Origin of the sequence: Nostoc sp., from assembly GCF_036918015.1 — a bacterium.
GTDB lineage: Bacteria > Cyanobacteriota > Cyanobacteriia > Cyanobacteriales > Nostocaceae > Nostoc.
Map to the genome: position 1 here is coordinate 1 of NZ_JBALEO010000047.1, position 26,708 is coordinate 26,708.

At 41.8% G+C, this 26,708-nt stretch carries 24 protein-coding genes; 10 read left to right on the top strand and 14 right to left on the bottom strand.

Annotated elements, in window-relative coordinates:
• Window positions 1-2,411: DUF4347 domain-containing protein (locus tag V7K61_RS10800; protein ID WP_335053324.1), on the bottom strand; the 2,411-nt coding region annotated here is incomplete at its 3' end.
• Window positions 2,412-2,812: 401 nt separating this feature from the next.
• Here V7K61_RS10800 and V7K61_RS10805 point away from each other — a divergent pair.
• Window positions 2,813-3,961, top strand: coding sequence for an alanine--glyoxylate aminotransferase family protein (locus tag V7K61_RS10805; RefSeq protein ID WP_335053325.1), 1,149 nt, complete (start codon window positions 2,813-2,815; stop codon window positions 3,959-3,961).
• A gap of 427 nt (window positions 3,962-4,388) precedes the next feature.
• On the opposite strand, the gene V7K61_RS10810 is transcribed toward V7K61_RS10805, so the two are convergent.
• Window positions 4,389-5,816, bottom strand: a complete 1,428-nt coding sequence (locus V7K61_RS10810) for a hypothetical protein (protein WP_335053326.1) — start codon at window positions 5,814-5,816, stop codon at window positions 4,389-4,391.
• Window positions 5,817-6,637: 821 nt separating this feature from the next.
• Here V7K61_RS10810 and V7K61_RS10815 point away from each other — a divergent pair.
• Window positions 6,638-7,762, top strand: a complete 1,125-nt coding sequence (locus V7K61_RS10815) for an RNA-guided endonuclease InsQ/TnpB family protein (RefSeq protein ID WP_335053327.1) — start codon at window positions 6,638-6,640, stop codon at window positions 7,760-7,762.
• A 63-nt stretch (window positions 7,763-7,825) separates the two neighbouring features.
• On the opposite strand, the gene V7K61_RS10820 is transcribed toward V7K61_RS10815, so the two are convergent.
• Entirely contained in the window at window positions 7,826-8,122 is a 297-nt protein-coding gene (locus tag V7K61_RS10820) for a hypothetical protein (RefSeq protein WP_335053328.1), read from the bottom strand.
• Window positions 8,123-8,672: 550 nt separating this feature from the next.
• Between V7K61_RS10820 and V7K61_RS10825 the strand changes: the two genes are divergently transcribed.
• Window positions 8,673-9,446 (top strand): MlaE family ABC transporter permease, encoded by a 774-nt coding sequence (locus tag V7K61_RS10825; RefSeq protein WP_292733175.1) that lies wholly within the window; start codon window positions 8,673-8,675, stop codon window positions 9,444-9,446.
• 145 nt (window positions 9,447-9,591) lie between these two features.
• Here the strand turns inward: V7K61_RS10825 and V7K61_RS10830 are convergent, their stop codons facing one another.
• Entirely contained in the window at window positions 9,592-10,038 is a 447-nt protein-coding gene (locus V7K61_RS10830; RefSeq protein WP_335053329.1) for a hypothetical protein, read from the bottom strand.
• Window positions 10,039-10,422: 384 nt separating this feature from the next.
• Between V7K61_RS10830 and cruF the strand changes: the two genes are divergently transcribed.
• Together cruF and cruG are read left to right on the top strand one after the other, a co-directional pair.
• Window positions 10,423-11,331 carry a gamma-carotene 1'-hydroxylase CruF gene (gene cruF, locus V7K61_RS10835; protein WP_335053330.1) on the top strand — a complete coding sequence of 303 codons (909 nt, stop codon included), beginning with the start codon at window positions 10,423-10,425 and terminating at the stop codon, window positions 11,329-11,331.
• A gap of 163 nt (window positions 11,332-11,494) precedes the next feature.
• Window positions 11,495-12,700, top strand: coding sequence for a 2'-O-glycosyltransferase CruG (gene cruG, locus V7K61_RS10840; RefSeq protein ID WP_335053331.1), 1,206 nt, complete (start codon window positions 11,495-11,497; stop codon window positions 12,698-12,700).
• Window positions 12,701-12,796: 96 nt separating this feature from the next.
• Here cruG and rnhA read toward each other — a convergent pair whose 3' ends face one another.
• From rnhA to V7K61_RS10875, 7 genes are all read right to left on the bottom strand, one after another.
• On the bottom strand, window positions 12,797-13,705 hold the full coding sequence (rnhA, locus tag V7K61_RS10845) for a ribonuclease HI (protein WP_335053332.1): 909 nt from the start codon (window positions 13,703-13,705) through the stop codon (window positions 12,797-12,799).
• Window positions 13,706-13,829: 124 nt separating this feature from the next.
• The gene (locus V7K61_RS10850) at window positions 13,830-14,084 is read right to left on the bottom strand and encodes a hypothetical protein (RefSeq protein WP_335053333.1); all 255 of its coding nucleotides are present in this window, start codon (window positions 14,082-14,084) and stop codon (window positions 13,830-13,832) included.
• Between the two features lie 192 nt (window positions 14,085-14,276).
• Window positions 14,277-15,020 carry a M50 family metallopeptidase gene (locus V7K61_RS10855; RefSeq protein WP_335053334.1) on the bottom strand — a complete coding sequence of 248 codons (744 nt, stop codon included), beginning with the start codon at window positions 15,018-15,020 and terminating at the stop codon, window positions 14,277-14,279.
• 320 nt (window positions 15,021-15,340) lie between these two features.
• A complete protein-coding gene (locus V7K61_RS10860; RefSeq protein ID WP_335053335.1) occupies window positions 15,341-16,222 on the bottom strand; it encodes an FHA domain-containing protein in 882 nt (293 codons plus the stop codon).
• A 271-nt stretch (window positions 16,223-16,493) separates the two neighbouring features.
• Window positions 16,494-17,216: a 6-phosphogluconolactonase gene (gene pgl, locus V7K61_RS10865; protein WP_335053336.1), complete on the bottom strand. Its 723-nt coding sequence runs from the start codon at window positions 17,214-17,216 to the stop codon at window positions 16,494-16,496.
• Between the two features lie 272 nt (window positions 17,217-17,488).
• Entirely contained in the window at window positions 17,489-18,232 is a 744-nt protein-coding gene (gene rph / locus V7K61_RS10870) for a ribonuclease PH (RefSeq protein WP_335053337.1), read from the bottom strand.
• Window positions 18,233-18,357: 125 nt separating this feature from the next.
• Window positions 18,358-18,981 (bottom strand): adenylate kinase family protein, encoded by a 624-nt coding sequence (locus V7K61_RS10875; RefSeq protein WP_335053338.1) that lies wholly within the window; start codon window positions 18,979-18,981, stop codon window positions 18,358-18,360.
• A 346-nt stretch (window positions 18,982-19,327) separates the two neighbouring features.
• Here V7K61_RS10875 and V7K61_RS10880 point away from each other — a divergent pair, with 346 nt between their 5' ends.
• From V7K61_RS10880 to V7K61_RS10890, 3 genes are all read left to right on the top strand, one after another.
• Complete coding sequence (locus V7K61_RS10880; protein ID WP_335053339.1) at window positions 19,328-19,864, top strand: P-loop NTPase family protein; 537 nt, start codon at window positions 19,328-19,330, stop codon at window positions 19,862-19,864.
• Window positions 19,865-19,950: 86 nt separating this feature from the next.
• The gene (dcd, locus tag V7K61_RS10885; protein WP_335053444.1) at window positions 19,951-20,520 is read left to right on the top strand and encodes a dCTP deaminase; all 570 of its coding nucleotides are present in this window, start codon (window positions 19,951-19,953) and stop codon (window positions 20,518-20,520) included.
• Window positions 20,521-20,762: 242 nt separating this feature from the next.
• Entirely contained in the window at window positions 20,763-21,542 is a 780-nt protein-coding gene (locus V7K61_RS10890; RefSeq protein ID WP_335053340.1) for a dCTP deaminase domain-containing protein, read from the top strand.
• A 35-nt stretch (window positions 21,543-21,577) separates the two neighbouring features.
• On the opposite strand, the gene V7K61_RS10895 is transcribed toward V7K61_RS10890, so the two are convergent.
• Window positions 21,578-23,122 (bottom strand): thymidylate synthase, encoded by a 1,545-nt coding sequence (locus tag V7K61_RS10895; protein ID WP_335053341.1) that lies wholly within the window; start codon window positions 23,120-23,122, stop codon window positions 21,578-21,580.
• A gap of 282 nt (window positions 23,123-23,404) precedes the next feature.
• On the opposite strand from V7K61_RS10895, the gene V7K61_RS10900 reads away from it, so the two are divergent.
• Both V7K61_RS10900 and V7K61_RS10905 read left to right on the top strand, forming a co-directional pair.
• The gene (locus V7K61_RS10900; protein ID WP_099101899.1) at window positions 23,405-23,620 is read left to right on the top strand and encodes a chlorophyll a/b-binding protein; all 216 of its coding nucleotides are present in this window, start codon (window positions 23,405-23,407) and stop codon (window positions 23,618-23,620) included.
• Window positions 23,621-23,765: 145 nt separating this feature from the next.
• The gene (locus V7K61_RS10905; protein WP_335053342.1) at window positions 23,766-24,347 is read left to right on the top strand and encodes a thioredoxin family protein; all 582 of its coding nucleotides are present in this window, start codon (window positions 23,766-23,768) and stop codon (window positions 24,345-24,347) included.
• 94 nt (window positions 24,348-24,441) lie between these two features.
• On the opposite strand, the gene V7K61_RS10910 is transcribed toward V7K61_RS10905, so the two are convergent.
• Entirely contained in the window at window positions 24,442-24,954 is a 513-nt protein-coding gene (locus V7K61_RS10910) for a hypothetical protein (RefSeq protein WP_094348271.1), read from the bottom strand.
• Between the two features lie 1,164 nt (window positions 24,955-26,118).
• Window positions 26,119-26,547 carry a hypothetical protein gene (locus tag V7K61_RS10915; protein ID WP_335053343.1) on the bottom strand — a complete coding sequence of 143 codons (429 nt, stop codon included), beginning with the start codon at window positions 26,545-26,547 and terminating at the stop codon, window positions 26,119-26,121.
• Window positions 26,548-26,708 lie beyond the last annotated feature (161 nt).

Genomic DNA, 26,708 nt, shown 5'->3' on the forward strand with positions numbered 1-26,708 from the left:
TAGGTAAGAATGTCTCCAGCATCGACATCAATGAAGGTGTTTGCGGGGATTGTGAAATTGAAAACTGTGTCTTCTGTTGCTGGTTGAGGAGTGATGGGCGAAGCTACTTGTGGCGCATCATTGGTGTTCGCAACTGTCAGTGTAAAGACATTACTCGCTTGAGTTTGAGCAATATCCGTGGCGGTAACTTTGATGTTTAGGCTACCGACGTTTTCATTTAAGGGAGTACCACTGAAGGTTTTGGTAGTAGCATTGAAGCTTAACCAACTCGGCAGAGGGTTGCCGTTTTCGAGAGTGGCAGTGTAGGTAAGAATGTCTCCAGCATCGACATCAATGAAGGTGTTTGCGGGGATTGTGAAATTGAAAACTGTGTCTTCTGTTGCTGGTTGAGGAGTGATCGCCTGAAATACTTCTGGCGGATCGTTTGTGTTGTTAACGGTGAGTGTAAACACATCACTGATTTGAGCAAGATAAGTATCCGTAGCAGTAACTTTAATGTTCAGGCTACCCACATTCTCATTTAAGGGAGTGCCACTGAATGTTTGAGTAGCAGCATTGAAGCTTAACCAACTGGGTAGAGAGTCACCATTTTCGAGAGTGGCAGTGTAGGTAAGAATGTCTTCAGGATCTTGATCTTGGAAGCTATCTGAGATTGTGAAGTTGAAATTTATATCTTCTGGAGTCTCCTTGTCTGTGATTTCGTTCACTAGCACTGGATTTTGGTTAACCCTGTAGCGTGCCACAGCAAAGTTATTGGCGCTTACTCCCGCGACTATTATCTTACCATCGTGTTGGGTGAGAGCATAGGCATTATCAGTAGTATTTGTGCCGATATCAGTAGTGATAATGCCAGTAGTGTTGAAATTAGTGTCAAGAGTACCATTGCTGTTGTAACGTACTAAAGCAAAGTTATTGCTACTCGAACCCCCCACAATAATCTTGCCATTAGCTTGCACGCTAACGCTGTAGGCTATGTCAGTACCGCCCAAGTTAGTAATGACCTTGCCAGCAGTACCAAAGTTGGTGTCGAGACTACCATTGCTGTCGTAACGTACCACAGCAAAGTTATTATTACTCACTCCTACTAACAGAATCTTGCCATCGTCTTGCAGGGCAATGCTGTAGGCTATGTCAGTACTGCCCAAGTTATTAATAACCGTGCCAGCAGTACCAAAGCTGGTGTCGAGACTACCATTGCTGTTGTAACGTACCACAGCAAAGTTATTATTACTCACTCCCGCTACCAGAATCTTGCCATCGTCTTGCAGGGCAATGCTTCTAGCAATGTCAGTACTGCCCAAGTTAGTAATGACCTTGCCAGCAGTACCAAAGTTGGTGTCGAGACTACCATTGCTGTTGTAACGTAAAACAGCAAAGTTACTATTACTCACTCCCGCTAACAAAATCTTGCCATCGTCTTGCAGGGCAACGCTGTAGGCTATGTCACTACTGCCCAAGTTATTAATAACCTTGCCAGCAGTACCAAAGCTGGTGTCGAGACTACCATCGCTGTTGTAACGTAAAACAGCAAAGTTACTACTGCTCACTCCCGCTACCAGAATCTTGCCATCGTCTTGCAGGGCAATGCTGTAGGCTATGTCAGTACTGCCCAAGTTAGTAGTGACCTTGCCAGCAGTACCAAAGCTGGTGTCGAGACTACCATTGCTCTCGTAACGTACAACAGCAAAGTTATTATTACTCACTCCCGCTATCAGAATCTTGCCATCGTCTTGCAGGGCAATGCTGTAGGCTATGTCAGTGGTATTAGTACCAATAGCAGTAGTGACTTTGCCATCACTATCAAAGCTGTCATCAAGAACTACAGGTAGAATTGAAGCGTAGGCTGTTATTACTTCTTGCCCAAACGCTAAACGAGGAACAATAGGCGCTGTAGAAACCTCCAGTTCCCAATCACCACCTAATGCAGCACTCCCTGTCAAGTCATCAGAGGCCGCTACTACTGCACCTGTCAATTCGCTTAGACAGCGTATAAATAATACACCTAGCTCGGTTTGAGCGACTTTGCAACCATACAGCAGTAGTTGTGCATCTTCACTCAAAGCATTTGCCCAACCCATAAGTTTGGCTGCGTAACGATTGAGCGTTTCGTTGTTGAGTTGACTGTTGCCCAAATAGATGCACCCAGGTGCGCCGTGGGAAACAATGTGCAGACTATTGACTCCCTGATGAGACTCCAGCACTTGACTAATTTGCTCAATGCCATCTTGGTTGGCATCTAAGACTACAACTGAGGTATCTGGTAATACACCCATCACCAGACTTTGGTAGTCATCAACTTGTGGGTCAATAAAAACTAGACGAGTAGGATACAAGTCTAAAGTTGGTTTAATATTAATGCTGTTAGATACTTTGTGTATAGTAAAGTTTTTATTGATACTATGCTTTATCATAATTGTCCAAGAGTAAATCCCTGATATTCAGCAAAAATGAAACTTTTTACAGATAGTTTCTTGTAGTTGCTTTCACTTTAAATGTAGGAATAAAATAAATCCTTTCCCTCGGTAAATTCACCAATTTAATTAATGAAGATTTAGAAATTTTGGGGATAGAAAGTAGCTGAAACTTTTGATAAAAAACTCAGTACATATCTATATCCCGACGTTGCATATTTGCGGGATGATTTAGCAACGTCCAAAATTTTCCCCAGATTTCCCTGCTTGCCTCAATTCATACTACTGTTCTGCAATGCCCTATTCCCAGATTTCCTGTTCCCTCCCTATACAAGTAAGTTCAGGAATCAAATCGGATTCCTATATGATCCGGTAAGTATCGTCTAAATGAAGAGAGATTTATGACGCAAACAATTTCAATTAACGACTCCGGGCGCTTGCAACTCACGCCGCTAGAAATCCCATCCCGTCTGCTGTTGGGGCCAGGGCCATCTAATGCCCACCCCACAGTTCTCCAAGCGATGAATACTTCACCCGTTGGGCATCTTGACCCAGCTTTTCTCGCACTCATGGATGAAATTCAGTCGCTGCTACGCTACGTATGGCAAACAGAAAACTCACTTACCATTGCAGTCAGCGGTACAGGAACAGCTGCAATGGAAGCAACCATCGCCAATGCTGTAGAACCCGGTGATGTAGTTTTAATTGGTGTAGCTGGTTACTTTGGTAATCGCCTTGTGGATATGGCTGGACGTTATGGCGCTGATGTCCGAACCATTACCAAACCTTGGGGACAAATCTTCAACCTGGATGAACTCCAAACTGCCTTAAAAACTCATCGTCCAGCTATCTTAGCTCTAGTTCATGCTGAAACTTCCACCGGCGCACGTCAACCCTTGGAAGGGGTCGCTGATTTGTGTCGTGAATTTGGCACTTTGTTATTAGTGGATACGGTGACAAGTTTGGGTGGCGTCCCCTTGTTTTTGGATGCTTGGGGAGTTGACCTAGCTTATAGTTGTAGCCAAAAAGGGTTAGGTTGCCCACCTGGTGCTTCTCCCTTTACAATGAGTGCGCGTGCTGTTGAGAAATTGCAACAGCGGCAAACGAAAGTTGCAAACTGGTATTTAGATATGTTGTTGCTGGGTAAGTATTGGGGCGCTGAACGCACCTATCACCACACAGCACCCATTAACTTATACTATGCATTGCGGGAAGCACTACGTTTGCTTGCAGAAGAGGGATTAGCAAATTCCTGGCAGCGGCATCAAAAGAACGTAGAATATCTCTGGGAAGGTTTAGAGAATTTAGGACTGAGTATGCACGTTGAGCAAGAGTATAGACTGCCAACACTTACCACTGTCCGCATTCCAGAAGGGGTAGATGGAAAAGCGATCGCTCGGCAGTTACTCAATGAACATAATATTGAAATTGGCGGTGGTCTTGGCGAACTCGCTGGAAAAGTTTGGCGCGTCGGATTGATGGGCTTTAATAGTCGAAAAGAAAGCGTTGACCAACTTTTAGCAGCACTACGGCAGGTTTTACCTAAGTAATTTTGATATATGGTGCGTTAACAGTAGCTTAACGCACCTGATAAAAAGAGCATCGTGCTAACTTTACTGCGAGAAAAAACCAACAACCAGCAGAGGCAAGAGTATTAAGACAGATACAATCAAAACCAGGGTTGCCGGTTCAACTTTAATGTGGTTATTTTGTGGATCGCGCATTTTGAACTCTCTCGAACAATAAATATTAACCAAGCCAAAAGGATGTTTACTTTTTTTCCAAGCCCAATGAGGTTTAGAAGTGTAAACTTTTTAGCCCATCAACTTATTTCTTCCAAGGTAATTTAGTCCCCATTTCAGTTAAAGCTGAGAAGATAAGATAAAGAATGAGTAACCCAGCAGCAGCAAAGAAAGCGAGTAAATCGTTATCCATAAATGCCCCACGCTAAAACTTCGCTAATCATAGCGGAATCATCTAATCTTTAGCATTTTTCTGAGTCTGCAATCTTTGATCTTCTGGGTGCAAACTATACCAGCCATACCAGTGACGAACTGCTAGCCAAACCGCTGAAAGCAAACCCGCTAAACTAAGGGTTAGTCCGCTAAACGGTACTAATAATCCAAAAATAGGTAACACTGCTCCAGCAATAGTGGCGACGATCGCAGCTAGAGAAGCTCTGCGGCTAGCTCCCAGTCCCCATGTTAAAATTAGTAAAATGATAGAAATTAAAGTCCAAGCCAACTGAGCATTGATAACGCGGGCTAGATAGGTCAAAGTCAACAGACAAGCAAAGAAAATACTACCAGCGATCGCAATATTTCTAAAACTCATAGGCAGTGACAAATATAACAATAATATCCACCACAAAAATATTGCCGGTGCTAGTAACAAAAGCCGGGGAATGATGCCAGTATGACGAATGGGGTCAGTGTTAGTAAACACTCCAAATGGATTTTTGACTGAAACATTATCGTCAAATTTCCAAGTAAACTGAGTACTGCGTCCATTAACTTTAATCTCATTCGGTACAACACCACTAGCAAAATCAGCCGGAGCAAAGTTGGCAATTGCTGTGAGGCGAAAATTAGAAAGCAACTGTCCTGCGGCGCTGTAAACCCAGCGAGGCCCGCCTTGAGCCTGATAGGTGACTCGAAAGGTGGTTTCTTCTCCTGGTTGCAGCTGGAAGGGAAAGCCATAGTCTCCTGGATTGGTTTGTTGTAGCCTAGTACCGTTACGCTCTACTTTGTAGCCAGCAAGAAGTGTGTAGCCATTAGGTGGCGATGCTTCAAAAAAGAAATTATTAATATCCTTGAGTTGGTTAACTACTTTATAATCAGCAGTGTATTCCACGCGATAAATTGAACTACGACCTGGAACATCTACGCTTTGGTCTAGCTTGACTTGAATTTGCGAACCCCCCAGCGTTAAGAAGCGGTTAATCTCTCGCGTATCATTAACTTTGACTATTTTGCCATTGCTTTGCGTGGTATAAGAGTATGGCTCCTGGGTAGTGTAACGGACTTGCGGGGCAGATTGTTCGAGCTTTTCACCTGCGACACTTTCAGCTACTTGAGCCACCTTTGTTTGTTCCCAGTAGTGATAACGATTGCTCAAAGTCGAACAGAGAAAAAATCCCGGAACTAACAGGACTAATACTAGAGTTAAATGCTGTAATCCCCGCAAGAGTTGGGAATAACGAACAGCCCATTCGCCAATGAATATAAATTGTTCCGACTGGCTGCGACGGAGAGAAAAACTGATGAGTGCGATCGCAACTCCCAAAGCTACGATCAAAAATACTAATAACAGTGAAGCTTTGAGCGCCTGGGTTCCAAATTGAACAAGCTCAATCGGATGCGTCAAATCGGGTAATCCGGGAATACCTTGAGCAGAAGATGACATTGGTTGATTTTTGCAGAATTTGGAGAATCAGACCAATAAAATCTCTTAAAAGTTTCTGGACAATAGTTTTATTTGATACCTAGACAGTTTAAAGAAGTGCTGCGTTGGCGTAGGCATCGCTCTGTCCCTGACTTGCTGGACTCTAATACCAATTCTCTAAAATGAGGCAACACATTCAAACTCCGAAAGCCATGCCATATCTGACTTTCTTAATTACGAATTACGTTAGCGTAGCGGAAGCGAAGCGTTAGCGAGTTTGCGAGCGTCGCGTCATTACGAATTACGAATTGGTATAACTTGTTATAAATACCAAAAACCCGGTCTTTATGACCGGGTTTTTGAGGGAAAACAATGGGGATATATTCCCCGAAGGTTAGTTATAGAGGTTCAGTATAATATCGATGCTCTGATATTTACTACCACGCGATTGTTACCCATTCCGGAAAATTAGCTAAGAATTTTTGACTAGTCTTCTTTGATCTCCTAAAATACAGCAACCTACTGGTAGCATCAGCGTGTAGGATTGATAAATATTAATTTTCCGGCTTTTGCTGATGAACAATGCATTTGGTAGCTGGCAAGAATGGCTAACAGTATTCACCTATCTAGGTTTTACCGGAATTAATGGGTTTAAAGCCCCGTCGTTCTACGACGGCTTTTTCTTCATCTTCAGACTTCTAATCAATTCTCTAAGAACATCGGTTTTTGTTCGCCCTACTAATTCGCAATATTCTTCAAGAATCTGAAACTCAAATTCTTCGATCCTAAAATCTAATCGCTTTTTCATTGATTCTTCCGGCTATATGCTGTACAATATTAGCATGAAAACTCTAAAATTCAAGCTGTACCAACACAAGCGAAATAGATTCCTCAAGCGGTCAATCAATGCTGCTGGGGTAATTTATAACCATTGTATTGCTCTCCACAAAAGATATTATCGAATGTGGGGAAAACACTTGAATTGTGGAAAGCTTCAGGCTCATATCGCTAAAATACGAAAGCGTAATCCGTTTTGGCAATCAGTAGGTTCTCAAGCGGTACAGGATGTTTGTCAACGGATCGAGAAGGCCTACCAATTATTTTTTAAACACAATAAGAAAGGGGTTAGACCACCAGGATTCAAGAAAGTCAAGAAATACAAATCATTCACCCTAAAGCAAGCTGGTTATAAGTTTTTAGGTAGCAATCGGGTCAAGATTGGGCAGAAAGTTTATCAATATTGGAAGTCTAGAGAGATTGAGGGGAAAGTTAAAACACTAACTATTAAGCGAACACCATTGGGCGAATTGTTTCTGGTTGTTGTAGTTGACGATTGTTTTGAACCAGAAGTTAAATCCACGACTGGTAATATAGCGGGTTTTGACTTTGGACTCAAGACATTCCTCACCTGCTCAGACGGTACAACTATTGTTTCTCCCCAATTCCTCAAACAATCACTTAACGCCATAAAGATTGCGAATCGGCATCACTCTAAGAAGCTAAAAGGATCTTCTAACCGGGAACGAGCAAGGAAGAACTTAGCACGCGCCCATGAAGACATAGCCAACCGCAGAACTGATTGGTTTTGGAAGCTAGCGCATGACTTAACTGATAGGTTTGATGTGCTGTGCTTTGAGACATTGAACCTCAAAGGCATGAAGCGTCTTTGGGGAAGAAAAGTTAGTGATTTAGCGCTTCGAGATTTTTTAGATATTTTGGAGTGGGTGGCGTCAAAGTTGGGGAAGCAGGTAGTCTATATTGACCAGTGGTATCCTTCTAGTAAAATTTGCTCTTGCTGCGGACACGTTTTAGAAAGCTTGGATTTATCAGTCAGAGAGTGGCGTTGCCCTGTTTGTCAATCAGTGAATGGCAGGGATGAAAACGCCGCTAAAAATATTCAAACTGTTGGGGCATCAATGGTTGGGTTAGGCGATGTAAGACAGTCTGAGACTGCAATTGCTGTTTGAGCCTAGAATCCCTGCCCTTGTAGGGCGGGGAGTATGTCAACGTCTTCATTATCTGGCGCGTGTTTACCGCCGAGAAGAATTAAAAAAGCTGCATATCATCTCACCAGGGCCTTTTTGCTCAAAGGGCAAAACAGTCCCAGCTTGTTGAACCTTGACTCGTTCGCGACAATTGTAAACCTCTGTAGGTCTTTTTATGTCATCTACGCTAACAATTGCCTTGTATTCCCAATAATTTTTGGCACTTCGGCTGATACTGAGAATGCAAATCTGGTGGCGTAGACCGTCGTAGACAGCGTAATTGCGGCATACAGATGCAAAAGCCGGATGTACCACGGAGAAAGGTAGTATTAATAGCAACATAAATATTATGTATTTAATCCTGCTCATAAAAAATTGTTTAACATTATTTGGAAATATTATTAGATTTTTCAACCCTTTGAGTTGATTCAATTACTTTTCCTAGTTTGACGGACGAGAGATTGCAACTCCATAGCACACAATGCATGAGAGCAACAGCAAAAAAGCTCACAATGCTTTATGTGCTATTTTCCGCTAAAGTTTACTAAGCTCAATTGAACCATGCCCAAACACCTCCTCTACTTTGAGGGTAAACATCTAGTACAACACGGCTTACATAAACTACCTATTCCAAATCAATGAAACGCTTACACTGTATTCATTTTGAATTTTAAATTTTGAATTCCGCCTTGCCGTACTAGTGCGTCTGTTCATGTACCATACTAATACCAATTCGTAATATCCTGCGGCAAGCTGCACTTAGTGCGTCTATTTAATTGAGAAAGTCAGATTACATCTGGCTGGGTTCCCACCATTTGTATCTGTAGTCTTATTTTGGAAAATTGATATAACAACAAATGTGCAAAAAAAGTCAGTCGTAAGGACGATAAAATTGCAACCAAAAACAAAATTTGAGCAATCTGGGATTACACGCTGTTTTGCAGCAATACTGCTCTTTGGTCAAGTGTGGCTACATTTACTCCAAGGGAAAACCTACTATCGCAAGATTTTGCAACATCTTGTTACCGCTGGGCCAGGCTCTATCTCTCCAGTTCTCCTTGTCAGCGGTTTTGCAGGAATGATTTTTACTATTCAAACGGCGAGAGAATTAGTGCGATTTGGGGCTGTTGATGCAGTGGGAGGTGCTTTTGCCTTAGCTTTTTGTAGAGAATTAGCTCCAATTTTGACCGCTAGTATTATGGCGGGACAAGTAGGTTCTGCTTTTGCAGCGGAAATAGGTGCAATGCGAGTTACCGAGCAAATTGATGCACTTTATATGCTCAAAACCGATCCAATTGATTATCTAGTACTTCCTAGAGTAATTGCTTGTTGTTTGATGGTGCCTTTGATGACAATTTTGGCTTTAGTTACAGGCATCATTGGCGGAGTTTTTGCCGCATCAAAGTTCTACCAAATTATTCCTGAAACATTTTTAGAATCAGTCAGAAATTTTTTAGAACCGTCAGATTTGTTTATTATTTTGCTAAAAGGGTTTATTTTTGGAGTGCTGGTTGCTGTCATTGGCTGTAGTTGGGGTTTAACTACTAGAGGGGGAGCAAAGGAAGTAGGAGAATCGGCAACAAAAGCAGTTGTTACTAGTTGGGTATCAATTTTTATTATGGATTTTTTCCTATCTCTACTGCTGTTTGAACAGCCTGCATTTTGAACCCAAGTAAGTATTGAACAAAATTCCCGACTTTTTAATAAGTTGGGAATTTGAGCTACAAAGAAAGTTGTGGGTAAATAATACTGCTTCTAAAGCATTGGCACAACCCAACCCAGTCATGGCTTGCTTTTTCGGATATACTTTATCACGTTAACGGAATTTGGGAATATATGAACTTGTAGATTAGCGCACCCAAAGCTAAACCTCCCAATGAAAAGATAGAGGTAGTCGAAAAAGCTAAACCTTCCCTAAGACCTGCTCTTTGAAAGTCTATCCTGACTAATATAGTCGCTGAAATGATAAGTAAAGTATCAAGAAATACCCGAAACCAGGCAATCATAATAAAGAATAAGAAAGCTGCTAAGACGGCAACGCCAAAAGACCTGGTATTTGATTGCAGAAAAAGACTGTAATAATATGTCATCTTCGGCCAAGGAGCGGTCAACGTTATGATTAAAAGCAAGATAGCAATTACAGTTGCCACCCACACAAATATAGGAGCACGTGTTTCTGATATTACCCAGCCTAAAGTACTGTAACTCAGCAGTACTAGTGCCAGGGACACCCAAGGAACTCTTTTCAAAATTGACATGGGTTTATATTTCTAGTACAGGATTAAGGTTTTATCACATAAATAAGTGTAGTAACTCAAGACTTTATTTTGCTTGAGGACTTGCTCAGTTATGATGGTCGTTCTCCCTTAACGATATCCCAGTATCAAAGGAGTTTTTTAAGATATGGAAGGAAGTGAGACAAGAAACCAGAAGTTCTTACAGATAAAATTATGTAGATTTTGAATATATGGCTTAAACTAGTAAGTTTAGCATCATATTTTTATAGCTTCAATCAATAGACTTTTATGCTGTTCACAAGAAAGCTAAACAAGTTTGTCGAAAATTGCGGTACAAAGTAGTTAAAGATTTGTAAACTATTAGCAGCCGAGTAGCCGCGTGTCACATCTTGTTAAGGAATTATCATGAGACAACTTGTTATTGCTGAACGCGTATGCCTCATTGGTCATATCGCGTCAAAAGCCTTTGGACTGGTAGGGATGCTACTGGTAGTACCTAATGCTGAAATAATTTTCAACCTATCGCAGGTAGGAGAAACTGCCGTACAGTTAAGTATGGCTGGCGGCGGTGTAGTTGATATCATCTTAGGGACAGTAGCTGTCTCTATTTATGCCTACCGGACGTTGGGATTAGGAACTTGGCTAGCATTTATGCTACCGGCTATGTTTATCTCTTTGGGAAGTGAACTACTGGGAACTAGTACAGGGTTTCCATTTGGTGATTATAGCTACTTGAGTGGCTTGGGTTATAAGATTGGAGGGCTAGTTCCTTTCACAATTCCTTTATCTTGGTTTTATGTTGGGCTGTCGTCTTACTTAATTGCGAGAACTGGTTTGAAAGTGGCTCAAAAACCCAGTTGGGGTCGCCATATTGCTGCGATAGCCGTTGGTGCTTTGCTCTTCACTTGCTGGGACTTTGCCCTTGAACCGGCTATGAGTCAAACTTCTCTGCCCTTCTGGTATTGGGAACAACCAGGGGCTTTCTTTGGAACACCTTACCAGAACTATGTAGGTTGGTTTGGTACTAGCGCCCTGTTTATGAGTGTGGCAGGATTATTGTGGAGAAATACCTCGATTAAATTAGAGCGATCGCAACTCAATCTGCCTTTAGTCGTTTATTTAACTAACTTTGCATTCGCCGCCGGACTCAGCTTGGCCGCTGGATTTTCTATCCCAGTGTTACTCGGCTTATTGCTAGGTGTGATTCCGGCTGTGGTGCTGTGGTCAAGGAGTTCAACCACACCGGCTCAAGTTACTGTTGAACCAGTAACCAAAGAAGTATCAGTAGCAAAGGTTGAAGTTGCCTTGAAATAAGTCTAGAAATCAGGGAGGGGGAGTGGGGAGGCAGAGGGAGCAGAGGAGCAGAGGAGCAGAGGAGAAGTTGCAGTAAGTCTTTCCCCTCTGCTCCTATATCCAATCCCATGCCTAATACTTAATGCCCCATAGCCAATGACAAATGACAAATGACAAATGACTAATGACTAATGACAACGCTTTGATAGTAGAAAGCGCCATTTCTCTTTTATTGCTACTTATCCAAGTACCAGCAACGGCGATTCTGTTTTCGCGGCTGCTAAAGGGGCCAAGACGCCATCCTCCAATAGAACCCCAACAGCCGACACCTGAGCTTTTGGGCAGGGTTAGCATTGTTGTCCCCACACTGAACGAAGCGCTTCGCATTAGCCCTCTGTTGGCTGGTTTAAGTCAGCAAAGCTATGAAGTTCGGGAAATTATGGTTGTAGACAGTAAATCGAGTGATGGCACCCCCGATTTAGTCAAAGCCTCACAGCAGAAAGATCCGCGCTTTCGCTTGATGACAGACGATCCCTTACCCTCTGGTTGGGTGGGGCGGCCTTGGGCGTTGCATAACGGTTTTCTATATAGCTCCGAGGCTAGTCAGTGGTTCCTGGGGCTGGATGCTGATATCCAACCGCATCCTGGTTTAGTTGCTGGTTTGGTGAAGACGGCCGAAGCACAAGGCTATGATTTGGTTTCTCTTTCACCCCAATTCATCCTCAAATATCCTGGGGAGTGTTGGCTACAACCGGCTTTGTTGATGACTTTGCTTTACCGATTTGATCCAGCGGGGATCAATACAGAGCAACCAGAACGAGTAATGGCAAATGGGCAGTGTTTTTTGTGTCGTCGCTCCGTTTTAGCTGCTGTAGGTGGTTATAGCAGTGCGAAGAGTTCTTTTTGTGATGATGTCACGTTGGCACGGAATATTGCTATCCAAGGGTATAAGGTGGGCTTTTTAGATGGCGCAAAAGTGTTGAAGGTACGGATGTATGAAGGGGCGATGGAGACGTGGAAAGAATGGGGGCGGAGTCTCGATCTTAAAGATGCAACTTCTCGCTCTCAGTTGTGGGGAGATTTATGGCTACTCGCATCTGTTCAAGGTCTACCCTTTTTAATTGTCCTGACTTTTTTGTTCATTTCTCCCACACTTTCATATTCGCCCACTCCCCCACTTCTACTGCTGGGACTGAATTTATTCCTGTTGGTGATTCGCTTTGCGATGCTAATAGCGATCGCACCTTCCTATGATCGCACAAATGCTAAAGGCAGCTGGTTATTCTGGCTTTCCCCTTTGGCCGATCCCTTAGCTGTGCTGCGAATCTTCTTATCTGCGTTCCGCACCCCACGCGAGTGGCGAGGACGCAAGTATAGTGCTGAGTTGTGAGTGCTGAGTGCTGAGTAGGGAGTTTAGAGTGAGGAGTGAGGAGTGAGGAGTTAAAAATTCAAAACTCAGCACTCAGGACTCAGCACTCAGCACTCCTTAGTCCTCTTCCCCTCCTACTTGATCCCCGCGTTCCAATTCCCAAAGAATTTGATTTCCTTCACGGCGTACCCGTGACACTATCCAGTTTCGCCAGCGCCATTGATCTCCACGACTGGTGACAGCGCTGGCGTGGACATCCATCAAGTCTGCTAACTCAGAACTGGTGATTAAGTAGCCTTTTTCAGAAATTTCGTCAGCTATACGCAAAGTTTCGACCAAGCTGCGGAGTTGCGAAACCCTCATTTCTGATGGTTTTTCATCGGTTGCGGCCGCAGTTGGCCCTGTTGATGGTTCCATAACGGTTATTTCTGGTGCAGAAGTACTGATTTCTTGCGGACTTTGGTTAGTTATTCTAGAGTTTTTTTCATAATCAGCTACTTTTGCTACATTTAGTTCATTTGCCGAAGGTAAAGATTTATAAAAATCTGTGGAAGATAATTGTTGTAGGGAAGGGATTTTGCCACTAGCATAAGTGCGAGCGATCGCATCACAACGTTCGTTACCTATGTTACCAGAATGTCCCCGGACGTGTTGCCATTTTACTTGTTGGGTATTGAGTTCATCTAAGATTTCTAAAAGGTCTTGGTTTTGGACGGGTTTACCATCTGACTTTTTCCAGCCTTTATTTTTCCAGCCTTTCACCCATTTGGTAACGCAGTTAATCAGGTATTCGCTATCGGTATGAAGGGTGATTGGTTGGGTTTGTTGAGATGTTTGCAGAAATTGCAGGGCGGCGATCGCAGCTTGCATCTCCATTTTATTATTAGTGGTATGAGGGGATGCATCGCCCATTTCGTGGATTGAGCCATCGCTGAAGTAGACGACTACACCCCAACCGCCAGGGCCAGGATTACCAGTGCAAGCACCATCGGTGTATATGCTTTGAATTGTGGGTTGGGTGGACATGGTTAGGCTATCGAACCGCGAAGGCAAGAGTTATTAGCGGCGAATTTTTTTAACAATATCCAGGCTATTATACTGATAAAAACTCTTAATTCTGACTCCTGAATTATGACTTCGGAATTTTTTTTCAATCCTCATCATCAGGCAAATTTTCCATTTCTTCAGTAATTAGCGTCTGAAAATCTTCGTCACAATGATTATACAGATGAACAGCAGCAGCGAGGAGTTCTGCTAGAATTTCAGCTTGTTGGTTAGCAGTTAAACTAGTTAACTGTAACTGGTTAACTAAGGCTTGTACTTTCAGGCATTCTGTACCTAATTCAGCAATCAAGGTACTGAGGGTTGAATTGGTGACTGCAAGAGGGCGATCGCTAATCTGCATATTTTATTTATTGTCCCAATCTTTTACGCGCTTGTTGGATTGCCTTGTCAAAAGCACGAATCTCTTTTTCCCAATGCTTAATTAAACCTTCGTCAGGAAAACTCTTCTCTGATTCCAGTCTAATCTTTTCTTGATGTTCGGTAATTCTTTGAGCTAAAGATTCAATCGCCTTTTAATGGTGTTTCTTACTCATTACTCCGAACGATAAGCAACGCGGAGACTTTGGATTAAAATCACTAGAGATGCGATCGCCATTAACCCGCCCCAAAACCAGTAAGGTAAAAGCAAATATCGCTGCATTTGCGCTGTATCAGAAATTCCAAGGGGGCCAGCAGAACTACTAAATAGATAATCAAGTTGATGGTACGTACTTACACAAGCTTGTACACCCAAAAATTGAATGACAAACCCTTGCGCCCAGCGAGGTGCTTTCAGGGAAATACCTAAGATTATTAAACCTAGTAAGGGAATTGCTACCAATCCAAACCAGGAACGCACCCAAATTAATGTGGAAAACAGCAAAAAACTTCCTAAAATTTTTAAACAGAGGGTTGCTGCTGTAAAACTGCGGGAAGCCAGAATTAAAGCTGCACCAGCAAGAGGTGGCCCCATTGGCCCAGCTGCGGCGATTATTGCCGGGCCAATTGGCCCCAATGGCGACCGGATGCCATAAGTTGCGACACCAGAACCATTGCTAAAAATCTGCAACTTCTGAAACTGTCCCCCTAATAGCAGTGCCATTAAGCCGTGACCCATTTCATGAAACCAAGTTGCCAGAATTGTAAATGGATATAAGATATAATCCCCTCCTGGTACTTGCCACAATAAAGCAGTTGCGATCGCTGCTGCAACTAGCCAGGTAAGCCCCATACGTTCAACAACTGGCGGGGCTTCTTTGGTAAGCAAGGTTTCAAAATTTTTACTTGGTTCCCTCATAGGTCATTCAATTTTGGATTTTAGATTTTAGACTTCGGCTACGCTCAGTCGAACGATTTTAGATTTTAGATTTTCTGAAAAATTCAAAATCTAAAATTGGCAGTGTATTTTCATCCATCCTAGTGTAATTATTCAGGTAATGGAGTTGCTAGACAATGCAACAATTCGCACATCAAAGCGACGGATAACTATGGCGCTATCAAGAACGACATAGTTATCCGTCGCTTGTCTGATGCAGTTCATTTGTTGCTCCTCCAAAATGGATGCCGGAGGATGGGCAGAAAATACTTAGGCTGGTGTCACACTCGATCAAGAATCAGTTAAGCAAGTTGAAAGAGGAATGTCATCAAGTCTCCTTTACCCAAGCTGATGCGATCGCCTGGTCGCAAGCGATGACGGTTTCCTGGTAAAAGTGGCAAATTATTAATATAAGTGCCATTAGAACTTCCTACATCCTCTACATAATGGGCATCTCCCTCGACGCGAATATCTGCATGAATCCGCGAGACAATTTCGGAATTAGGAAATCCTGAAACATCTATATCTGGAGGAATCCGGTCATTGGGCTTGCCGATATGAATCACAGAGAAATTTTGCGGCAATTCAATTAAGCGATCGCTTTGAATGTGGAGTAAACGCGCTGTAACCTGCTGCAATTGCGTTCTGGCAGCAGTTGCAGTTGGTGCTGCTGGCGGGGATACTTCGGCTTCAAAGGCTGGTGTTGGTTCCACAGGAGGTGGAGTCGGAATACTACTTTGTCCAGAGACTACGGGTTGAGCGACAACAGTTGATGTTGATGCTGCCTCTGGAGGGCTGCTTTCTGCAACAGGCATCTGTGGCGTAGGTTCTGGGGGAACTGCCATCTCTGTTGGTGGTAAAGATGATTCGGGAGGATGGGAGTTAGTGGAACCGCTCATTCCCAAAGCATCTGGTTGTAAAAGTTCTAACAATGGATCGGGTGGAACTAACGCTGGCACTTCCACAGGAATATCGGGAGTGACTGTTGTAGCTACTGCGGGATGAACGTGTGGAACTCCTGCGGAGTGAAGGTTATAGCCACACTGACCGCAGAATGCAGCATCTGCCTGCACAGTTGCCCCACAACTGGGACAATTAGTAGTCGCAGGTAACGGTGTATAACAAGCTTCACACTGGACAGCGCCATCAGGGTTGGGATGATTGCAATTAGGGCAGACGATCATCGATATTTAGCCTTTGTTCAAGATCATCATAAATATAGGTAGGACTGGCAAGCAGAGGGCGGCCCTAGCTTTAGATTCTAGCAATTACTGCCGATTTGATACGGGGAAAGGGAGCAGGGAAGCAGGGGAGCAGGGGAGCAGGGGAGCAGGGGAGCAGGGGAGCAGGGGAGCAGGGGAGAAGTTGCAGCAAGTTTTTCTCCTCTGCCCCTCTGCCCCTCTGCCCCTCTGCCCCTCTGCCCCTCTGCCTCTTTTCAATGCCCAATGCCCAAGTTTAATGTTGAAGTTCCAAACCTGCTGCCGCATCCAGCAGCCACCAAAGTTCTCCTTGGGGCTTAATTAAGCGGGATGGGTAAGTGAAGTCATCGGCTACAGGTGCAAAGACTTGCGCTAAAGCTGGTCGTTTATTAGCACCAGCAACCAGAAAAATCACGCTACGAGCAGAGTTGATGAAGGGGTATGTGAAACTTATCCTGGGGTTTCCGTCTTTGTTACCCACAGTCACGAGGCGATCGCGTACTTTAAGAGCTTCTGTGTGGGGAAACAAAGATGCGGTGTGTGCATCATCACCCATTCCTAGTAATACTACATCCAAGAGGGGAAACTCGACCCCAGAAGAATTGAAAAATTCTTTGAGATGTTGTTCATACTTGGCAGCAGCCAGTTCTGGATTGGCTTCTAAAGTTGGTACGGCGTGAATGTTTGCCGCTGGGATGTCAACGCGATCTAGCCACGCACGACGCGTCATCAGTTCATTGCTATCGGGGTGATCTGGTGGTACGTAACGCTCATCTCCCCAGAATATATGAATTTTATCCCAAGGCAGTTTTTGAGTAGCGATCGCTTCGTATAACGGTTTAGGTGTACTGCCACCAGATAAGGCGATGGTAAACTGCCCACGCTGCTCAATGGCAGTTTTTAACTTGGACAGAATTAATTCTAGCGCTCGTGCAACCAGCGCCGGCTGATCCGGTAGAACTTCAACAGTTTTGTTCATGGCTTCATCATCATATTGCTGGCTTCCAGCAATACAATACCGAACTTATTACAATCTCCCTTTTTAACTTTTGAAACATTTAACATCGTGGATTAAGTAAGCTGGAAAAACTTAGACCTCCTTATCACCTTCAACGGTAAGTTTTCAGTAGTCAGTCGTACTAACTACTAACTACTCTCATGATTATTTTTATTTACATCCAGTTACTTGATACTTTGTTGATTAACGCTACAAAGGATACGTTTATTAATTCTTATTAAAAATTAATAAAACTAATCGATCGCAAACAACCCTTCCCAGTCAGCGATCGCTTCACGTTGAGTGATTAATAATTCCTGAATTCCTTTTTGGGCCACATCTAACAGTTGATCTAACTGAGTGCGGCTAAAGCTGCCTTCTTCGGCTGTTCCCTGAACTTCAATGATTCCCAGATGGTGATTCATAACCACATTAAAATCTACTGTTGCAGCCACATCTTCGATATAATTTAGATCCAAAAATGGCTCTCCCTCCAGTAATCCTACGGAAACTGCTGCAACCTGACCACACAAAGGCGATCGCTCCAACACGCCCTCTTGCAATAATTTAGAAACCGCATGAGCCAACGCCACAAACGAGCCTGTAATGGCTGTTGTCCGAGTTCCGGCATCTGCTTGCAACACATCAGCATCCACAATCAGCGTGCGTTCTCCCAGTGCCTCAAAATCCACTGCTGCGCGTAAACTGCGGCCAATTAAACGTTGAATTTCTTGCGTCCGTCCAGATAATTTCAATAATTCCCTTTCTTGGCGTTTTTGCGTAGCAGATGGTAGCATTCTGTACTCAGCAGTTAGCCAGCCTTTACCAGTTCCTTCAAGAAACTTTGGAACTCCCTTATTAACGCTAACAGTACAAAGTACCTGAGTATCACCGCATCTTGCGAGAACAGAACCGGGGGCAAAGCGGGTGAAACTGGGGTGAAAACTGATCGGACGTAATTCGTAGGGAATCCGACCGTCAGGACGCTGCCAAGCCATTGAAATTGCCTCAAGTTTTACAATACTGCCTTAAGATTACCTTAGTGTTGTAAATCTACTGGGGATTGGGGATTGTGAAGAATTTTTCCTAACTCCTAACTCCTAACTCTCCCACTCAGCACTCTTCAAGGAACTGAAAGCAGAGTCAAAATATTTTGCTGTACCATCTCTGGTGATTGGTCGCCGTTGATGGTCAATAAGCAGCGACGACGATCGTAGTATTCTAAGATGGGAATGGTGCGATCGTAGAATAATTCTACACGGCGCTGCACGATTTCTGGTTGGTCATCTGGTAGCGATCGCCCCAACGATCGACTAACCATTACTGCTTCCGGGACTTGGAGATAAATTGCCCAATCTAACTTTTGCCCTAAATCATCCAATAAAAAATCTAATTCTTCAGCTTGGAAGGCAGTACGGGGATAGCCTTCTAACACCCAATCGCAGCTAATATCTGGTTGTCTGAGGCGTATTTGGATCAATTCAATGATCATTTCGTCTGGAACTAACTCCCCTTTTTGCATATAGGGTTGTGCGTGGTAGCCTAGTTCACTCAAGCTAGCGTAAACCGAAAGAGAAGTCCGGGGATCGGCTTCCAACCATCGAAATTCCGGCAGGGGCTGATTGCCAGATATTGCTGACCGTAAAATGTCACCTGTGGAAATCAGAGGAATATCAAAGTATCTGCAAAGCCTTTGTGCTTGAGTGCTTTTCCCCGATCCTGAACCTCCCAGAATCACCAATCTCACAACAATTTACTCCTCATCCTGTCAAATTCACTACTAGCTAAGTCTGTTTTGCCCAAATAACCAGCAAATCTAACATTTAGCGATTTTCAGGTGTTCTGCCTAGCTTTTTTGAATAATTGGGACTGTAACTCTTATGTTTTCATTTTTACAACTCATTTCCGAGAAAAGACGAAAAAAATTTAAATCAAAATAACTCTTGACTTCAATACAAACGTAGTGTTTGACTAAGAATGCAATTTGCCAAATCCACCACACCTGTGAAAAACAGATTGATTATACAGGCAAATTTATCAGAATTACCGCCAGCAATAACCCTTAACTTGTTGTATTTTTTTAACTTAACCTTATGGTTGCCCAGCTAGAAAGTCAAAGTATCAATTCAACCCTAACCCTACCATATCCAGTTGAAGGACTAGTGCAAGTTTTCACTAGCTCCCATCGCAACTTTTTTACGAGCGTGATGGCTCAATCACTGAGAATAGCTGGACAAGGAACGCCAGTATTAATAGTGCAGTTTCTCAAAGGAGGTATTCGCCAAGGACAGGAAAGACCCATCCAATTAGGACAAAATTTAGATTGGATTCGGTGTGATTTGCCTCGTTGTATCGATACACCACATTTAGACGATACAGAAAATCAAGCCTTACAAAAGCTGTGGCAGTATACACAACAAGTTGTGTGTGAGAGTAAGTATTCTCTCGTGGTGTTAGATGAGTTAAGTTTAGCGATTAACTTTGGTTTAATTCCTGAAACGGAAGTTTTAGCGTTTTTGGCAAAACGCCCTCCCCACGTTGATATCATTCTCACAGGGCCAGAGATGCCTAAATCTCTTCTCGATGTGGCAGATCAAATTACAGAAATCCGCCGGAGTTATCGACCTTAAACAAAATACTCAATTCAAGATATCCTAGTAATTCTGTTTGAATTAGCTGTGAAGTTGTGATTAAAAACGATATCTGGATTACTGAAATGGCTCAACAGGGTCTAATTTCCCCCTTTGAGCCAAGTTTAATCCGAAAAGTGCAAAAAGATGAGTCTGTAGCGGTTCAACCTGTAATTAGCTACGGTTTATCTTCTTATGGCTACGACATACGCCTTTCCTCGGCTGAGTTCCGTATTTTTCGCCACATTCCCGGAACTGTAGTCGATCCCAAAAACTTTAATCCTCAGAATCTGGAGCCAACAGCACTGCATACAGATGCCAGTGGCAATTACTTTATTTTACCTGCTCATTCTTATGGACTTGGGGTTGCTTTAGAAAAACTAGAGATTCCTGAGAATATTACAGTGATTTGCATTGGGAAATCTACGTATGCACGTTGTGGCATAATAGCAAATCTAACACCTGCTGAGGCTGCGTGGCGGGGTCATTTAACTTTAGAGTTTTCTAATTCTTCTAGTGCTGACTGTCGCATTTACGCGAATGAAGGTGTAGTGCAATTGCTATTTTTAGAAGGTGAACCCTGCGCTATTAGTTATGAAGCTCGTCAAGGTAAATATCAGGATCAGTTAGAGATTGTAACTCTAGCTCGTGTTTAGTATACAATTATACTAATTTATAAATTTGCAGTAACTCCGGTTGAGCCAAAACCACTCGTGCCTCTAGATGCATGAGTGAGGCTATCAACTTCTTCAACTTCAACCGAATCATTTGAATATTCATATTTAGGAATAATCACTAGTTGATTCAGTTTTATAATTTTTACCTTCATCACTCTTAAATTTATCTCCTAGCCTTTAACAATGTATGCTTTTACAGATTTTTTAGTAAAGAGGTAAATATGTCATTGCTAACAGATACTGATTTGGAAATAATGAAATGCTACACTCCGCAAGAGTGGCAGAATCAAAGCGATGTCCAACCCAAGATTTATATTAATCCATTTTCCCCAGATAGTTTAACACCTATAGGATATGACTTAAGAGTAGGTGATAGTTATGCTTCTGCATCCAAAGGAGAAGAAATGATTGTGAATATAGATTCTCCAGTTATTATTGAACCGGGAGATACATCTCTAATTACTACTTTTGAAGAAATTAGAATGCCAAAAAACCATAAATTTTCAGGAATAATATTATCTAAAGTATCTCAAGTTTCAAAAGGTTTATCTTCTATATCTACAACCATCGACCCTGATTGGTCTGGTCAGTTTTTAATAGTTGTACATAATCACTCTAGAGAAAGTATAACTATAAATTTTAAAGAGCGATTGTGTACAGTTCTGTTTTTTGAAAATAGATCAGCTTCTACACAAGAATCTGGACATAAATCTGGAAGAAAAGATATTTTACTTAAAAAATTTTCGGCCGGTGCTAGAAAATCACAATTGGAAAGAGACAAAGAAAAAAGTATCGAAAGGGATAAAAAGAAGCAAAAAAAGAAAACAGAAAACTTTTTTCAACTCCTTGCCTCTTTTGGTATTATCTTAAGTTCTTTGATTATAGGTTACTTATTTTTCAAGAAAAAACCTGAGTTATTTATAACTACAATAGGAGTTGGTGTTGCCATCTCACAAACAGCTTTAGTAATTATTACAAATATTTTTAATAGCGAAGATTAATGTACATAATTATCTTGAATAAAGTTAGTTCAAGTCTACTTTGGAATCAAATGGCTTTTGAGCGGCTTGTCTTGTTCATAGACTAAACTTTGGCTCATTGACAAAACAACTTCCGCTTTCTGTAATTCTGTCCCCAAATACATTGCATGTTCAACTTGCAAACCCGGACAATCCGCTGCTATTTGACGAGAAAGTAGACTTGCAGATTTACCTGAGTAACAATTAACTACTTCCCCAGATCCAGGCGTTGTGTGTTCTACCAGAATTGTGCCATCCTGTATACTGATCAGAAAGTTTCCTGAAGGATCAGCGTAATCTTTTTGCTGAAAAATTTTGGAGTACTGATGTTGAATCAGCTTGTCAGCGTTTTCAAAACAATCATCATAAATATGGGCGCTTTGGCTAATAGTAATTAATGGCCCCATTTTTATTTGATGCGTTGATTGTTTAGTAACTGCTTCCCAAATATATTTTTGCAAAGCTCTTAACCCCATAGCATTAGCTGGCCACGCTGAAAACATATCATTACTGCGGAAAGTTGCTGTTAAAGAAAGTTCCTGATCAACAACTCGTATCCAAATGTGATTAAGGCAAGGTGGACTATCGTTTCCCTGAAGGTCATTACGCACATCCCACAGAGACATCACTACCCTAGCTGAATCAATGTTATCTGAAAGTTTTTTGATTACTTCTTTAATTTGGTCAATTTTAGAAAACCATGACCGCAGACGTTGACCATATGTATACTTGACTCCTTCTTCATTCTGGGAAACATCATCTAATATTTCCGAGGTATAAGGCTTAATAAAAGCGCGATCAAATGGCAAGTAATTTGGTTCTGGAAAATAGAAATCGTCAGGCTCTTCTGTAACAATTGCCATCAAGTCAATTAGTTCTTGCCATTGTCCATCATGAAGCGTAGGACGAATTGTACCAGTCGTCCTAATGCGATGGATAATTTTTACCCAAGTTTCGGCTATAGTCTTGCCTTCAATTCGATGTCCGTAAAGTGGCCCTGGTAAAACAATTGATTCGACAGTTGACATATCAAACTTTAACCGTGTACCCCAAGGCTCAATTACTTCCCGTTCGGCATAGGATTTAACTTGATTAACTGCATCAATAATTAATTTGACTTCTTCATACTCTATAGACTCTCGCAATTTTTCTAGAGTGTTCTTATCTATTTCAATATCAATATAACTAACAATATTAGAGTCAGAGCGAATTTTCCAACAGCGCCGTCCAGTATCGCTTTTACCTTCTTCAAATCCATTGCGGAAAAAGTCCAGTAAACACTGACACGCACCTGCGTTCTTGTCTTCTTTAGTAGCGTTTAGAACTACTAAATATCTAACATGGGGATTATACAGTAAATTGCGAATTAGTAAGTTTATCCCCCTTGTAGGCGAGTATAACTGCCCAATTACAGCATACTCATGCGGTTGCAGGTGTTTAGCGATCGCCTGCTTCACCGTCCACCCTGTAATCACTGCTGTTTGCCCATTTCCATAGATTAGCTGGTTGGGCTTATGCAGTGCTGTGTACTCGAATTGGGTTGCCTGACCCGTTTTTGTCATCGTTGATTAAAGTCAAAACAACTCGCTAGTATAACATGTATGCAATCACAATGAACACTAGTTTGAAAAGTTCATTCTTGGGATTGACCTGAGATGCAGGCAAGCGATCTGTTACCAGTTAGTTGAATTTCTCATAAATGTTATGAGCGCTCTTTTCCTTGCTATAGCTAGGGTTGTACCTCTTACACGTACTTCCTCTACAACCCAATCACTATTTTGCTTTACAAATATTAATAAACTTGTTACAGTTATTTACATAAAGACGAAGACAGGGAAAAATCCATGCGTACAAACACTGCTATAATTGACGACCAAGGCAAACTGAACAACTTTGCGATCGAGCCAAAAGTATATATAGATGAGCAAGGCGATCGCACTGGTTTCACTCCCTATGCAGAAATGCTTAACGGTCGGTTAGCAATGATTGGTTTTGTCTCTCTCATAGCATTAGAAGTATTCACAGGACACGGTATTGTTGGTGTTTTGGCAAGTCTGTAAAAACTAATTTATTTAAAATAAATCTCAAAAAATGTCAGAGACGGTAAATTTACCGTCTCTTATTTTATGGAAAACTTAGTGCTAGAGTGAAAATATACTGATAACAAAAGCCGTTAGTTATCAGCGTAAAAATATTGGGTGAACTATGGCTTTAGCTACTTCAACTATGTTGCCACTAGGCACTAAAGCGCCAGATTTTAATCTACCGGAAGTAGTATCTGGAAAGGCAACTTCACTTTCTACCTTTGCAGATAAAAAAGCACTATTGGTAATGTTTATTTGTCGGCATTGCCCGTTTGTAAAACACGTCCAACAAGAATTAGTGCAGTTAGGAAGAGATTATTTTACAAGTGATTTAGCGATCGTTGCTATTAGTGCTAACGATGCAAAGAATTACCCAGATGATGCGCCAGAGTCGTTACAAGCCTTTTCCACAGAACAAGGTTTAAATTTTACCTTATGCTACGACGAGAGCCAGGAAACGGCGAAGGCTTACACAGCAGCTTGCACACCAGATTTTTTTGTATTTGACGATCAACGCCAACTTGTTTATCGGGGACAATTAGATGATAGCCGTCCCAGTAACGGTAAACCTGTAACAGGTGCAGATTTACGCGCAGCCATTGAAGCAGTGCTAGCGGGTAAACCTGTTACAAGTGAGCAAAAGCCGAGTGTTGGTTGCAATATTAAATGGAAACCAGGAAACCAACCCAGTTATTTTGGTTAAGAGGGATTGGGAATTGAGATTAGGGGAGAGGTGACAGGTGACAGGAAATAATCTATACCCTGTACCCTGTTATCTTCTTCACTCCCCACACCTATCAATGTTTAATTTCCAAATTCAGTATGTAGCATCCTAATTGGACTTTTTCTGCCCACAATTCATATTCCAGCCGCAAATTCTCTGGCAAAGGATGTCCGTTGAGAGTTAGGCTACGAGTAAAATTTCGTAAACGAATCGGATCGTTAGGTTGCAATGACTCAGTTGGCAACCAATAGCGACTAATGCCATAAACACCCTGCTCCCAAAAGTGACGGTAACTCACTTGAGCGTTACCTTGCATAGTCATGATGACTCGGTAAGGGGAAATCTCCAGCCACAAAATTCTGGGACTGTTAGGGGCGTAAGCTTTGCTCTTGCTTTGAGGAAGTGTGTCTTCTGGACTTATTACACTCTCTACTTCGCAGCTAATTAAAGGCGGTGCGGTCATCAGTAAATGGAATCGATCGGTATCTTTTTGATACAGTGTCGCGGCAGTTTCGACAACAGACCAGATCGGTAGGTCAGTGGAAATCAGTGATAAGCACACGGGCTTGCGGTGATGGGTCAGCATGGGAGCGATAAGGGCTAAAAGCTATTGAACAAAGTGAAATGAACACTCTAGCTGTCTAATAGGTCTGGCTAAGAAACTAAATAGTAAAGCAGGCTTAATATTAATGAATCCGTTGATTTGTTAATAAGCTACACAAATCTGGATGAAACAGGTAGAATGTCAGCTTACACAGTAAAAATGGTACTTTTATCTAGAGAGAGCTAATTCGTAAGTAAAGCTTGTAAATATTCTAAGGCTATAGCCTCAAAACAGTGGCAGTCGTTTTAGATGCTAAAAAACCTTCTTCAGGGAGACTTACCGTAGATTAGAGTAAGTTTCATACAGCCAAAAGCAATAGGATACTAGGAAGGAAGTCACCAGAAGCGACAAACTAAGTCGCTGATGAACTTCCGGTGTATTTAAATGCCAGTGTATCCTAATGTCGGCTTCTGTTATATCCGTAGAAACTCACGAAAACCTTTCTCACCAAAATATTGCTGAGTAAAAAGTAAAATTCATTGACTCAGGAATATTTTAGTCTGCCCATTGCGCGTCTCGCAGAAAAGAAAGAGCCAAGATTTCCATTTCAAAGCAGCAACGGGAAGTTAGCTTGTATTAAAAAGCCCACGGATGAATTCGTGGGCTTTATAGCTTGAGCATTTTTTTGAGAATCGCTATAGGCTGAAGCTTCATAAAAAATCATTCTGATTTATTTTTATTCATTACCGATGTCATTGCACCTGTGAACAAGTCATGAGTGTTACAGGCTGGTACTTATTTGGGAATACTTTTATAGGAGTGATAAAAAAGGCGATCGCACTAACACTTTCAATTCAAATGTACTACGTCACCTTACAATCACTCTGTATTTTACAAAAAAGACCTATCAATACTGACTAATCTACCAGGAGTAAACAAGATGGGATTCACTCTAGACAATTAGTCGACAGGGGTCAATTGATAAGATCAAACTACCCTTGATAAATGCAAAGATTTACCTTTCACCTCTGTCAGAACACCCTAATCCTCATTTTGTCACATAGCGTCTACACCTCTTATAGCTGTGTATTAGCTGGCTATTAGATGTTGGGTGTTCAGCATTGGTTATCAATGGAAAACCCGCATCTCTACCAAGGAATGCGGGTTTCAACGTCGATTAATAATTAACGCTTATATCTTATGGTGTTAATTGGCAGCTTGAACAGATGAACATGGAAAAGTCTTTTTATTGAAGTCTAAGCCAAAAAAATTACCGACATCAAGGAAGTATAAATTTTTTAGAAAATCTTGATCTAAACCTTCTAAAACCTCACAATCGAGTTGATCAAAAGTTTTTGATATCCTTACCTGACTTTCTAAAGGGTCATTATCTTCTTTTCTATAAGTGGTGATAATATTTCCTAGTTCGTATTTGAATTTTAAAAAGTCAACTGTAATTGCTGTTATCTCTTCTTCGGTAATATCATAGTTCTCAATTTTAGCGATGTCTTGAATCTTTGGTAATCCTAACTTTGGTTCATTTTTATATTTAATAGTTATTTCTATTACATTTTTTTTAACGTCCGAATTGTCGAAAATATACTCTAAAAAGTCTGTAAAATTATTTTTTAACATCACAAACACTAAAATAGTAACTACCTTTTTAATCTATTTGTATTCATATAAATTGTACAGAGTAAAACTACCCAAAACTGGGACTATGTAATTAAGCGGGGATTTTTAATCATAGTTTATCTTAAACTAATTTTTTCATCAGATCCGATTTTTGCCTACTA

Bases quoted from the DNA above. Each gene is read 5' to 3' on its own strand.
- V7K61_RS10805 (WP_335053325.1), top strand. From the start codon at position 2,813: ATGACGCAAACAATTTCAATTAACGACTCCGGGCGCTTGCAACTCACG.
- V7K61_RS10810 (WP_335053326.1), bottom strand. From the start codon at position 5,816: ATGTCATCTTCTGCTCAAGGTATTCCCGGATTACCCGATTTGACGCAT.
- V7K61_RS10815 (WP_335053327.1), top strand. From the start codon at position 6,638: ATGAAAACTCTAAAATTCAAGCTGTACCAACACAAGCGAAATAGATTC.
- V7K61_RS10820 (WP_335053328.1), bottom strand. From the start codon at position 8,122: ATGTTGCTATTAATACTACCTTTCTCCGTGGTACATCCGGCTTTTGCA.
- V7K61_RS10830 (WP_335053329.1), bottom strand. From the start codon at position 10,038: ATGTCAATTTTGAAAAGAGTTCCTTGGGTGTCCCTGGCACTAGTACTG.
- cruF (WP_335053330.1), top strand. From the start codon at position 10,423: ATGAGACAACTTGTTATTGCTGAACGCGTATGCCTCATTGGTCATATC.
- cruG (WP_335053331.1), top strand. From the start codon at position 11,495: ATGACTAATGACAACGCTTTGATAGTAGAAAGCGCCATTTCTCTTTTA.
- rnhA (WP_335053332.1), bottom strand. From the start codon at position 13,705: ATGTCCACCCAACCCACAATTCAAAGCATATACACCGATGGTGCTTGC.
- V7K61_RS10850 (WP_335053333.1), bottom strand. From the start codon at position 14,084: ATGCAGATTAGCGATCGCCCTCTTGCAGTCACCAATTCAACCCTCAGT.
- V7K61_RS10855 (WP_335053334.1), bottom strand. From the start codon at position 15,020: ATGAGGGAACCAAGTAAAAATTTTGAAACCTTGCTTACCAAAGAAGCC.
- V7K61_RS10860 (WP_335053335.1), bottom strand. From the start codon at position 16,222: ATGATCGTCTGCCCTAATTGCAATCATCCCAACCCTGATGGCGCTGTC.
- pgl (WP_335053336.1), bottom strand. From the start codon at position 17,216: ATGAACAAAACTGTTGAAGTTCTACCGGATCAGCCGGCGCTGGTTGCA.
- rph (WP_335053337.1), bottom strand. From the start codon at position 18,232: ATGGCTTGGCAGCGTCCTGACGGTCGGATTCCCTACGAATTACGTCCG.
- V7K61_RS10880 (WP_335053339.1), top strand. From the start codon at position 19,328: ATGGTTGCCCAGCTAGAAAGTCAAAGTATCAATTCAACCCTAACCCTA.
- dcd (WP_335053444.1), top strand. From the start codon at position 19,951: ATGGCTCAACAGGGTCTAATTTCCCCCTTTGAGCCAAGTTTAATCCGA.
- V7K61_RS10890 (WP_335053340.1), top strand. From the start codon at position 20,763: ATGTCATTGCTAACAGATACTGATTTGGAAATAATGAAATGCTACACT.
- V7K61_RS10895 (WP_335053341.1), bottom strand. From the start codon at position 23,122: ATGACAAAAACGGGTCAGGCAACCCAATTCGAGTACACAGCACTGCAT.
- V7K61_RS10900 (WP_099101899.1), top strand. From the start codon at position 23,405: ATGCGTACAAACACTGCTATAATTGACGACCAAGGCAAACTGAACAAC.
- V7K61_RS10905 (WP_335053342.1), top strand. From the start codon at position 23,766: ATGGCTTTAGCTACTTCAACTATGTTGCCACTAGGCACTAAAGCGCCA.
- V7K61_RS10910 (WP_094348271.1), bottom strand. From the start codon at position 24,954: ATGCTGACCCATCACCGCAAGCCCGTGTGCTTATCACTGATTTCCACT.
- V7K61_RS10915 (WP_335053343.1), bottom strand. From the start codon at position 26,547: ATGTTAAAAAATAATTTTACAGACTTTTTAGAGTATATTTTCGACAAT.